At 39.6% G+C, this 10,613-nt stretch carries 11 protein-coding genes; 1 reads left to right on the top strand and 10 read right to left on the bottom strand.

Annotated elements, in window-relative coordinates; translation table 11 throughout:
• Nucleotides 1–18 precede the first annotated feature (18 nt).
• The 4 genes from EA341_RS16140 to EA341_RS19030 all read right to left on the bottom strand — a co-directional run bounded on the left by EA341_RS16140 (nt 19) and on the right by EA341_RS19030 (nt 1,788).
• Nucleotides 19–798, bottom strand: coding sequence for a HipA domain-containing protein (locus EA341_RS16140; protein WP_293016201.1), 780 nt, complete (start codon nt 796–798; stop codon nt 19–21).
• Nucleotides 788–1,123, bottom strand: coding sequence for a HipA N-terminal domain-containing protein (locus EA341_RS16135; protein WP_293016200.1), 336 nt, complete (start codon nt 1,121–1,123; stop codon nt 788–790). The genes EA341_RS16140 and EA341_RS16135 overlap by 11 nt, the downstream gene beginning before the upstream one ends.
• The gene (locus EA341_RS16130; protein ID WP_293016199.1) at nt 1,098–1,328 is read right to left on the bottom strand and encodes a helix-turn-helix domain-containing protein; all 231 of its coding nucleotides are present in this window, start codon (nt 1,326–1,328) and stop codon (nt 1,098–1,100) included. The genes EA341_RS16135 and EA341_RS16130 overlap by 26 nt, the downstream gene beginning before the upstream one ends.
• A 163-nt stretch (nt 1,329–1,491) precedes the next feature.
• Nucleotides 1,492–1,788 (bottom strand): hypothetical protein, encoded by a 297-nt coding sequence (locus EA341_RS19030; protein WP_367127684.1) that lies wholly within the window; start codon nt 1,786–1,788, stop codon nt 1,492–1,494.
• An 822-nt stretch (nt 1,789–2,610) separates the two neighbouring features.
• Between EA341_RS19030 and EA341_RS16120 the strand changes: the two genes are divergently transcribed.
• Complete coding sequence (locus tag EA341_RS16120; RefSeq protein WP_293016197.1) at nt 2,611–3,765, top strand: hypothetical protein; 1,155 nt, start codon at nt 2,611–2,613, stop codon at nt 3,763–3,765.
• A gap of 951 nt (nt 3,766–4,716) precedes the next feature.
• Here EA341_RS16120 and EA341_RS16115 read toward each other — a convergent pair.
• The 6 genes from EA341_RS16115 to EA341_RS16090 form a co-directional block, all read right to left on the bottom strand.
• The gene (locus EA341_RS16115) at nt 4,717–6,033 is read right to left on the bottom strand and encodes a cytochrome c (RefSeq protein WP_293016196.1); all 1,317 of its coding nucleotides are present in this window, start codon (nt 6,031–6,033) and stop codon (nt 4,717–4,719) included.
• Nucleotides 6,034–6,037: 4 nt separating this feature from the next.
• Nucleotides 6,038–6,763 (bottom strand): iron-sulfur cluster repair di-iron protein, encoded by a 726-nt coding sequence (ric, locus tag EA341_RS16110; RefSeq protein ID WP_293016195.1) that lies wholly within the window; start codon nt 6,761–6,763, stop codon nt 6,038–6,040.
• A 154-nt stretch (nt 6,764–6,917) separates the two neighbouring features.
• Nucleotides 6,918–7,508, bottom strand: a complete 591-nt coding sequence (locus EA341_RS16105; RefSeq protein ID WP_293016194.1) for an SCO family protein — start codon at nt 7,506–7,508, stop codon at nt 6,918–6,920.
• A gap of 29 nt (nt 7,509–7,537) precedes the next feature.
• Nucleotides 7,538–8,308, bottom strand: coding sequence for a formylglycine-generating enzyme family protein (locus EA341_RS16100; protein WP_293016193.1), 771 nt, complete (start codon nt 8,306–8,308; stop codon nt 7,538–7,540).
• On the bottom strand, nt 8,305–9,783 hold the full coding sequence (nirK, locus tag EA341_RS16095) for a copper-containing nitrite reductase (protein WP_293016192.1): 1,479 nt from the start codon (nt 9,781–9,783) through the stop codon (nt 8,305–8,307). Before nirK ends, EA341_RS16100 begins: the two co-directional genes overlap by 4 nt.
• Before the next feature lie 165 nt (nt 9,784–9,948).
• Nucleotides 9,949–10,611 (bottom strand): Crp/Fnr family transcriptional regulator, encoded by a 663-nt coding sequence (locus EA341_RS16090; protein WP_293016191.1) that lies wholly within the window; start codon nt 10,609–10,611, stop codon nt 9,949–9,951.
• Nucleotides 10,612–10,613 lie beyond the last annotated feature (2 nt).

The raw sequence follows: 10,613 nt of genomic DNA, 5'->3' as shown, positions 1-10,613 counted from the left end.
GTCCGTAAATCAAAGGTTCTAACCATAATCGACAAAATCTGATTTTATAAACCTACTCTTTTTGCCTCCCATGGTAATAGCCAGTTCTTCTTTATCCTCGGGATTGGCAATGGAGACATTCAGTAAGTCATAAGCGGGGGAGAGCCTCCAGCCTGATGTGGTTTCAATCAGGGAGAAGTTTTTCAAGTGCATGTCGTTATTTCCTGTCAAGAAAGAAAATACAGTGATCTCAAATAGAATCAACTTATCTAAGAGTGTATTTGATGCATAATCGCCTACAGCTTTCCCTACTTTCTCCATGGAGCTTTTGTATTTGTCAAAAGCTTCAGTGATCTGGAACATATCAATCATATGGAGCTTCTGAAGGTCTGAAGTCCGGTCTATTCTTTTGGTGATATAGGAAAGCTCTCCAGATTGTAGTCTGATCAAAGATGATGGTACTACAGGAATACCAAATTCCTCAGCCATCCGCATGGTCAAGTGCTCGTTGGCCGGCAATTCAGGAAATGCAGTCGTAGGCGGTTTAAATATATAGTTACCTCCTAAAGCACCGACAACTGTCAGTCTTTGATCACTGGATTCCTGGGCCTCTTTGATCAATGACAAGGATAGCTTTGGTTGAACACCCGGAACTGATATGGATCGGTCAACTACCTGCTTGGCAAGTTCAGCCATTTCATCAATGGAATAGGGGATGAGAGGAGCTTTCTCCGAACCAAAAAATGAAGCTGCACATTTGGGATGAAAATCCCCTTTGACATCTATCGGCTCATAACAATATAAACACTTAGCCTTCATGTTTTTCTGTTAATGGTTTGACATGCACAGCGCCGATACAGTTTTGACAACAAGCCAACAACAAGCCCATTCTGTCATTGGGGTTAAGTTTCCAGGTTTTGGATGCAATATCCAATAACCATCCTTCTGGAATCAATCCTTCAAAGAAAGGAAAGAGCCGATTGCTGATGTACGGTTTGCTTGTAACTGGCATATTGAAAGTGATAAACTGCCCAGGAAAATATTGCACATATTCCTCAGTATATTGGAATACATATTCTCCATCTTCAGTTTCAGTAAGCATTCCTGCCAGAATATCTTTATAATATATCTCTGCTTGTCTCATCGTTCAAAGTTTTACTGTTTACCGGAGCCAGCTCGTGGCCAAACATCCGGAGCACCAGATTAACCTTATCCAGGTTGAGATTTGTCTTTCCTTGTTCAATCTTTCTGATCACAGTTAAGGCTATCCCAGAGCGTTCGGCAAACTCCTCCTGAGTCATTCCTGCTTCCTTTCTTCGTTCCTTTACAAAGCTTGCAAGTTTTTTCATTATATGTATTCAGATATAAATTAAAACAAATATATGTTATTATATGCGAAAAAATATAATTTGTGATAGTATTTTATTTTTATATGTATTTAGATATAGTTTTTTTTTTGAATGTGTATACGGGATTAAGCTAATACTGAAAGCAAAAACTTACTGGCCCAGATTAAGAAGTTAAACGAGGGTAGTATTTACCCTTGATTTGGTGACGAGGGTAAAAAAGCCTAAAATTTACCTTCGTTTCATTTTTCTCCGAACTTCTCTCCGAACTTTTTGCTGTTTTCTCCGAACTGGTATCAGTTTTTCTCCGAACTTTAGTTGGTGCTAAAAACGCATCATGAATAGGAAGTACCACATGAAAAAAAGAGCGGTCTTCATCCGTGTGGAACTCAGGACTTGGAGAACCATTGTTTTTCATAGCTTTGATAATAGTAGGAATACCTGTAGCTTTTCCTTCTGTCAGATCAAGTTCCTTGAGGAAATCACCCAGTCTTCGGTTCCTGTATCTCCGTGGAAAAATTAGAAAGAAGATGTTCCTTAATAATTAATTGAATCAAATTTGTAATTTTCTTCCTTCCGGAAACCATAAAATGGAAGGCAGGTACCAAGGGTTCGAATCCACACTTTTACCGTTCATCCTAATTTTTCGAAAAAAATCTGTGGGGGAAAATCGAGACCTTGGAAATTGTTTGAAAATTAAATACTGATAATGAGCGTGTTAAGTCCGTTATTCGAATCCCTCCTCCTCTGCATTACAAAAGCCAAGCTCTTGCTTGGCTTTTTTCATTTCGAGTCGTCGTGACCAACCCGCAGGCTGGCCCGTCGCTAAATTAGTCCATAGGACTAATCCTTAACGCTCCGTCCTCTCCTCCTCTGCAAGACTTTTAGATACCAAACTTGTTTGGGCAGCTAATAAGCAAAAAGTACATACCGAACTTAGTGAGCAGGCTTTTCTTTTGCAACTCCCCCCAAAACGGGATCGACGGAGTCAATCCCTCCTTTTTTCATTTCGACGCTTAGTCCTCTGAATTCCAAAAGCGAAGCGACTGCTTAGTTTTTTTTTCACCTCAAATCGAATGTTAATTTGGTTTGTCCATTTTCAAATCCCTTTTTAAAAAATCCTCTTATACCTTTCTTCCAATAACTTTAAATACTCCTCCTGTATATCCTCTGATAGAAAAGAGTTTCTGACCCACTGAGCACTCTTCTTTTTGAACTTCAAAAAAAACTCAATCAGGATTGTTTTTTAAACTAATTTTATAATTTTACTGAAAATTGAAGCAAAATGAAAAAAATACTTTACTTCTTGGTCTTTATTGTCCTAGTGGCTTGTGGCAAAAAAGACGGATCCTCAGGTGAAAGTTTTAGCTCTTATTCCTTAGTTAAAGTCGATTCTTTTCAAGTGAATAACATGACTAGGGTTCAGATTACTGATTTCAGTAAAAGTGAAAATATTTATTTGGCTTACACTGAAGCGGAAAATGATATATTGGAAATTTCCCCTGATGGAGAAATCCTCAAAAGAGTTAACCGTACAGGTGATGGCCCCAATAATATGGGCAATTGGGTTCCATTAGGACTTAGTTTTGGCCCAAGCGGTGAAAGGGTTTTTCAACTTCCATTCCAACTGCTCACTTATGATAAAGATTACAGCCAAACTTCTAACATCAGGATTCAGTCTCCACTACCTGTAAGGGCATATATTCCTTTGGGCAAAACACATTATTTTACGGAGAATGACCAGCCCAGATATTTGGTAGGTCCTACCACATTTCTATCTGCGCATTTATTGATACACAATGAAGAGGGTAGGGATACTTTGCAGAACTTTTCTCTTCTATATCCGGAGTCCGGTGAGATGAAGTCCATCGTTCCCTATGAATCTGATTCCTATTATAAGAAGACTGATAATATATACTACAACCGGATGGGGAAATCCTTTTTTGTAGAAGGAGATGAATTGGTTGTGGTTCAAAATTTGGCCGATGAAATTCTGGTTTATGACCTTAAGAATAACTTTCAACTGAAAAAAAAGATACCCATTGTCCATTCCGCTTTTGAGCAATACAGTCCATTGCCCATAGGCACACCTATGGATGATTCGAGGATGAAAGAGCTTAATCTCATGGCTGGAAGAAATGATAAGATTTTTTCTTTAGGTAATCAAAAATGGTTGCTTTCCTACTATCAGGGGGTAAGCCCTTCGGTTTATGAGGCAAGGAATTCTGAAGATAGCCCATTCAGCATTTCAAAATCAAAAGATAAGTTCAAGCTTTTGGTGTTTGAGGACGGCAAACAAACCGCTGGTGAGTTGAGCCCACCAAATGGGAGGATGCTTTTTGGCCTCAATAATAACCGGATTTTGGTATTGGAAGAACCCTCAGAAGAAGTGGAAGAGGAATTTACTAGGTATAGTATTTATGAATTGAAGAAAGAATAAGGTTTCGAATTTGAAAAGAAACAGCAACAAGATCTGGGATAACAAGAGTCAGCTGTATCAAAGCTTTGGCAATAATGCTTATCAAGCCTAATAAAACTATCTTTTCAACCCAATTTATGGGTAGGGGAGATTCTGTTATTAAGGCTTTCCAACCGGGATATAAGATCCATGAATAGGCTAAAGCTTGCAGAATTACTCCAATTGAATTCAAGTAATATAAACCCTCCCATTGATAGTCCCCGCTGAGTGTAGTTTGAGATTTAATTCTAAAAATGATGTTTCCTAGACGTAATTTGCAATTACGCCTTTATATACATACAAATTTGTAATTTGCTTATGATACATGATACAAGATTGAAGAAAGTTAGCCAATTGAAAATTGGTAAGGATATTAAGGTAGAACAAGGTCTTAAGAAATCTTCCCTTTGGTTCCGATAGCTATCGGAATTAACCTTGGGCTGGATAGTAGGGTGGACAAACTTCACCCAGCCTCATTCAGTACTTCAGAGGTACTGAGGAGAATCTACACCCAGATGGGGATTTCACAGAAAAAAACTTTTTTATATGCCGTTAAATCTGACGTCTTAATGAGGGGTTTGTAGGGAAATGATTATCCTTCAACTTATTTTTCTATTTTGAAATTCTAAAGCTTTTGCTTACAAATATGGTGAAGAGCGAAAATCCGGAAGGTTGATATACTTTTCTTCTTCCATCATTTTGGTCTATTTCATCGAGAGTTGGTATACCCCTGGCGGGATACCACCTTAAGCCTACTGAAAGATCATTTATGAGTAACCCCAACTCGGGTGCTACTGTGAAAAATGTTTAGACAACCAGGAGGTAAAAAACGCCTTCCTTTCTGATAATGAATATTCATGTTAGTTACCTTTTTAAATGTTATGGCAATTCAAAGCCTTTGTTTAATAGTTGATTTCTCAAACTTTTGATTATTTAATTCAAAACTATTTTGACTGGTTTGATCATAATAAAATTTTGATCCATTTTATGCTGTTTTTGCCAAAGTGAGCCGAAAATCAAGCTTAGACCAAGAGGGAAAAAAGCTGATGAAATAAAAAGGAAGAGGTGGTAATTGGGAATGAAGCCCATTTTAGCCCAAAGAATGGTGCCTTGGCCGAAAAGAAGCACTTCGGAACTTACAAATGCCGCGGAAAGAATGAACCAACCCGCTTTGGCAAATTTATTTTGGGGTAGAAGTCCGCTATCAATGCAGATTCCACCTATTCCGAAAGTGATGGTGCCTAAGAGCACCAAATGTATAAAACCGATGATATAATTTCGAATTTGAAAAGAAACAGCAACAAGATCTGGGATAACAAGAGCCAGCTGTATCAAAGCTTTGGCAATAATGCTTATCAAGCCTAATAAAACTATCTTTTCAACCCAATTTATGGGTAGGTGAGATTCTGTTATTAAGGCTTTCCAACCGGGATATAAGATCCATGAATAGGCTATAGCTTGCAGAATTACTCCAATTGAATTCAAGTAATATAAACCCTCCCAATGATAGGCCCAAGAGATAGTAAGAGCAAAAGTCAAAACTAAGGATAGGTTCAATACAAATAGCTGAACTGGCTTAAAGCCCACCTCAATTTTCTTTTTTTTAAGAAATAAAATAAACAGACCTAAAAAACCGTAAACAAACCAGCCATTGAGTTGAAAATGTAAAAACCATTGCACGCTTAAAAAGTAAAGCGGGTGTAATTTACCAAAAATCGCGCCTACTGGAGCCACAGCCCATAATCCTAAAGATGATGCAAGCAACCAAAATACAGCAAGGCGTAATAGTTTATTGTCAGACCCTTGTGGACATTTTTTTAAGTCCTTGAGGAAGTGATAGCCAAAACCATAGGAAACCAAAAGGTGCATTGTGGAGAAGCTGATGCTATACAGTCCATATCCTTGGAAAGGGAAACTAATCAGCATTCCAAGGTTTGCGATTACAGTAAGGACCAATAATGTTTTGTATACTTTTAGTCTTTCAGGATCTTTGATGTATAAGAAAACCATTGCTCCTGAAACTAATAAATAGCCCCAGCCAAGTAAGGCAACATGGGAATGGGCATGAAGGATGTGTTTATAGTCCAGGGATTCCGGTACGGTTCCTATAAAAAAGTAACGCATTAAAAGGCCAAATACAGCACTCGAAAGAAAAAAGAAGACCGCCCAGCGCATCCATGGTTTTGCCAATTGTGCTTTAGAATAGGAAGCATCAATCTTGGAGCTGGTATGTGCTGAAGCGGTATTCATTTTTTTATGAAGCGGTATTCATTGTCTCATACAAAGCCTTGGCTTTGGGGAAAAGAATGTTGTTTTCAAGATGAATATGGGTATGCAAATCTTCCTCAAATTCCTTCAACATGGCAAAGGTTACCCTGTAGGTTTGACAGCCATCGGCAGGTGTCTGATAACCACGGCTCAACTCAGAGATTTTTCTAAACCGTTCTCCTTCTGTATCATGCTCATGCTCCATCATAGCAATAGGATTGTCAATGTGCCCAAAATGTGGTGGAGATAAGGGAAATCCGTTTTCCTCAGATGTCTGCATGGCTTTGATGTAAGGGAAAAGGATGAGCTCTTCTTTTTTCATGTGTACAATAAGCCCGTCAGCTGCTTCGAAAAACAGTTGCTTGATTTCATGCAGTTCAGGATGCCTGTCCCCATGCACCTGAGCCAATTTTTGGAGGTATTCCTTGATTGGGGGGATATTGTTTTCAACATAAGAATGATGGGTATTGATAATATGATCAATCAATTCGCTCTTGCCCATATCTGTGTATTTTCTTTCTTCAGATATTGAGCCTACCATCAAGAGGTCTTTGATAAGGTCTTGGAGAAGAACACCGTGCTTTTCACAAGCAGCTTCAAGGCTGATTCCTCCCTTGCAGCAGAAATCTATTCCATACTCAGTGAATACTTTGGCTGTTCTGAAATTTTCAGCAACGATTCCACCTACTTTTCTTTTTTCTATTGCTTCCATTTTATAGTAATTAAAGGTCTTTAAATCTTTTATTTGATAGATAATTGACGCATAAGCTTTTGAAACATCCTTATTTTTAATAAAGGATAAATATATCCTTTTTATAATTAGAGATAAAAGTATCTTTTATATACTTTACAAATTCAATTTAGGTTTAATTTTTAGCCACTGTAAGGATCCTATTGATGATTTCATCATTGACCAGACCTAAGCCTTCTTTTTGGTACTTCATTACCCCTTGGCGGTCAAAGACGGAGATGATATTGGAATGGGAAAAGTCTATGGGGTTGATCTGCTTATACTTCACGGCCATGATATTGGCAAAGTCTCTGACCCCATCTTCTGTCCCTTGCAAAAATATCCACTCTGGACCTTCCATTTGGTTGTCTATTGCAAATTGCTTTAACTTCTCGGGAGTATCGTTAACGGGATCAATGCTGACCATTACATATTGTACATCCTTCATTTTTTTGGAAGAAACTTTTTCTTCGATCATGCGCATATCTGCCACCAATCTGGGGCAAGCTGTTCGACAGGCTGTATAAATCATTACCACGACCAAAGGTTTTCCTCTTAGGTCTTTGAACTCAATGGTTTGTCCGTCTTGGGTGTTCCATTCTGATGGAAGTTGGTAAATTGAAAGTTCATCATAATTATCTTCCAATAGGGTGTTATGCTCCATATTGATTTTTTCCTGGCAGGAAAAAAGTAAAGAGACAAGCAGAATTAGGCTGATATATCGCATGATTTTGATCATTTAAATGTGAGTTGGTTTTATTTTCCTGAGTCCTGAGCGCACCTGAATCCCAAAGTGGTCAATGAGAAGTTGGCCTTGAGGCTGGACCGCATGGCAAAGCGCATAAATGCAGCATAATTCATCATGTCATTGGCTCCTATAGCGCCTGCAGCACAGAACATCCCAGCGTCTGTATTGCCGTTGTTTCTGGATTCTCCGGTCAGGATAATGGAGTTGAAATCCTGAGTCCATTCCCAAACCATGCCGTGCATGTCTTTTAGTCCCCAGTAATTGGCTTTGGAATTCCCGACTGTTTTTAGGTAAGTGCGCGGTTCTTCGTAACTGCGGAGTATGGAGACATTATACAGGCTGTCTCTCCTTGCATCTTTTTTGGTTCCTGAGGCCATGGCCGCATATTCCCATTCATCCACAGTCGGGAGTCTTTTCCCCTGACATTCGCAGTAGGCCTTTGCTGCAAACCATGAAACCATGGTAATCGGTTTGTCCAGTAAAGCTGCAGGAGCAGTCAGGTCATTATCCCAATTTGACAAATACCTGCTATCGGCAAATAATTTGCTGACATTGGACTTTTGCCATTTGGGCTGCTTGTTGACAAATTCCTGAAATTCAGCATAAGTTACTGGATGAATGTCCATATAGAAATCCTCAACTGAAGTTTCAGGCTGTTCTCCCACTCCATAGAGGGGAATGTATTCTCCCCCTTCTATAAGAGCCATATGATTGTTTTGGGCTGATGAGACATTGCTTATCAATAGTAAGCCTGCCATCAGTAAGGATAGCTTTTTCATTTCTTTCTTCTTTTGCTTACCATTTCAGGAGTAACCTCGGAACCGTTGTTTCCCCAGCTGTTGTACACATAGGTCAATACAGCTGCCACTTCTTCATCCTTGAGCTGTTGTGAAGGCATGATGCTGTTGTATTTTTTGCCATTGACTGTGATCTCGCCGGAAAGTCCATGGAGCAGTACATCAATCGATCTGTTGACGTCCGCATTCAGGTAGTCAGCTTCGGCAAGAGGTGGGAAAGCGTTGGCTACTCCTTCTCCGTTTGCTTGGTGACAAGCAAAGCAGGCCTGCATATATATTTTTTTGCCTGTATCGATCAATTCGCTTTTGGTCATCGTAACCGGTGCAGTGACCGTATTGCCGTCCTTGGGCATTTTCTGTATTGTACTTCCTTCAGGTAAGTAAATGCCTTCCATGATTTCACCAGCGAATATTTTCTCATTTTCCTCACCTGTCACACTTAATATTCCTAAGGCACCTTTATTGAATGCCCTGAAGATGGAGTGGTCTACAAGAACAAGGTTGGAAGGAACATCTGCTTTGAATTCCAGGATTGCAGCACCACCCGCCGGTACCAGGGTAGTTCCTACATTGGAATTGATCTGATCCCCTCCATCTACATAAACTCTGTCAAAGATTTCTCCGATCACATGGAAAGAAGAAGCCAAGTTTGGTCCTCCATTTCCGAAGAATATTCTGATGGTTTCACCAGCTTTTGCCTGAAGGGCATTTTCTCCGCTCAGGGCCTTAGTGCTTCCGTTGAAAACTACATAGTCCGGTCTTTCGTCATAAGCTTTTTGCATGTCAAATGGCTGTAGTCCAGGCTCCCCAAACCTTCCTTCTGTGTAGAAGTCTCCCTGCATCACATAAAATTCTTTATCAACAGGGGGAAGGCCTCCTTCCGGTTCAACCATGATCAATCCATACATGCCATTGGCAATGTGCATGCCTACTGGTGCAGTTGCGCAGTGATAGACAAATAGACCTGGGTTGATCAGTTTGAAAGAAAAGGTTTTTTCATGTCCCGGAGCTACGAAAGAAGCCTCAGCACCACCACCCTGGCCTGTTACGGCATGAAGATCAATGTTATGGGGAAGTTTGTTGTCTGGGTGGTTCTTGATTTTGAATTCCACTTCATCGCCTACTCTGGCACGGATGAATGATCCAGGTACTGTACCGCCAAAGGTCCAATACATATAGGAAACACCATCTGCCATTTCCATTTCTTCCTCAGTGATTTCCATTCCCATATAGAGCTTCATCGCAGGCCTATTGCCCACAGGAGGGGGGACATGGGGTGGGGCAGTTAATTCAGCCACCATTTCACCAAAGATCTTGGTATTACTGTAGTCCTTTGTGTGGGTATTGTTTCCTGAATTACGCGATTGACTCTGGGTACAGGAATCAAAAATAAAAACCGATATAAAGAGTAAAAGATAAATATATCTTTTATTTGGGTAAATGTTTTTACTGTTCATGGCAATATATGTTTAAGTTACATGGATTTTTTTACTGACAATTAAGGGTGATTTGGCATTTATAAGTACAAAGAAAGAATAACTAACCCATATTGTTAATGACTGGAATCAATCTGCACATATTTTTTTGGCATAAAAAAGTATGCGATTTCGCAGGTTCATACATTAATATTCCGTTGCAAAAGCATAATGGCTGATTGCTGCTTTGAGTTTTTGTATATCATTCAGTAGGATAGCCCTTTCCTTAGACTCAATCAGCCCGTCTTTTTTCATTGTTGATAGAACCCTGCTTACTTGCTCTGAATTGGTACCGATGATCTGTGCAATTTCTTGTCTGCTGAGATTGATTTCTACCTGGTTATCCTCTGGGTTGGGTAGGTAAGTGTCTGAAATATAGAGTAAGCCCAGTATCACTTTTTCTTCATTGTTCATCATAGAAAGACACTTAGTCCTTATTTCACTTTTTCTCAATTCTCTCGAATAAAAGCGCATGACTTCAAATGTAAATTGAGGGTTTTCCATAAAGGCAGCTTGAAGGCTTTTGTTATCAATAAAACAGATTTGTGCTTCAGTCAGTGTCACTGCGCCTATGGTATATTTTTCCACACCAATGGCTGTATGCCCCAACAGATGACCTTCCTTTGCCAGTCGGACTGTATGTTCTTTTCCGTCAACACTTGAGCTGATTACTTTTACCTTTCCTTTTAAAATAAAATAAGCTCCCATGACCAAGCTTCCCTCCATGAAGATGAATTGTCCTTTGGGGTAGATTGGGGTGTTTTTTACCTGAGACAATTTCTCAAGCCATTTTTCGCCAGAATGCTTGATTA

Origin of the sequence: Mongoliibacter sp. (assembly GCF_007692705.1) — a bacterium.
Classification (GTDB): Bacteria; Bacteroidota; Bacteroidia; order Cytophagales; family Cyclobacteriaceae; genus Mongoliibacter.
This window is presented reverse-complemented; position numbering and strand designations above follow the sequence as displayed.

Bases quoted from the DNA above. Each gene is read 5' to 3' on its own strand.
- EA341_RS16140 (WP_293016201.1), bottom strand. From the start codon at position 798: ATGAAGGCTAAGTGTTTATATTGTTATGAGCCGATAGATGTCAAAGGG.
- EA341_RS16135 (WP_293016200.1), bottom strand. From the start codon at position 1,123: ATGAGACAAGCAGAGATATATTATAAAGATATTCTGGCAGGAATGCTT.
- EA341_RS16130 (WP_293016199.1), bottom strand. From the start codon at position 1,328: ATGAAAAAACTTGCAAGCTTTGTAAAGGAACGAAGAAAGGAAGCAGGA.
- EA341_RS16120 (WP_293016197.1), top strand. From the start codon at position 2,611: ATGAAAAAAATACTTTACTTCTTGGTCTTTATTGTCCTAGTGGCTTGT.
- EA341_RS16115 (WP_293016196.1), bottom strand. From the start codon at position 6,033: ATGAATACCGCTTCAGCACATACCAGCTCCAAGATTGATGCTTCCTAT.
- ric (WP_293016195.1), bottom strand. From the start codon at position 6,763: ATGGAAGCAATAGAAAAAAGAAAAGTAGGTGGAATCGTTGCTGAAAAT.
- EA341_RS16105 (WP_293016194.1), bottom strand. From the start codon at position 7,508: ATGCGATATATCAGCCTAATTCTGCTTGTCTCTTTACTTTTTTCCTGC.
- EA341_RS16100 (WP_293016193.1), bottom strand. From the start codon at position 8,308: ATGAAAAAGCTATCCTTACTGATGGCAGGCTTACTATTGATAAGCAAT.
- nirK (WP_293016192.1), bottom strand. From the start codon at position 9,783: ATGAACAGTAAAAACATTTACCCAAATAAAAGATATATTTATCTTTTA.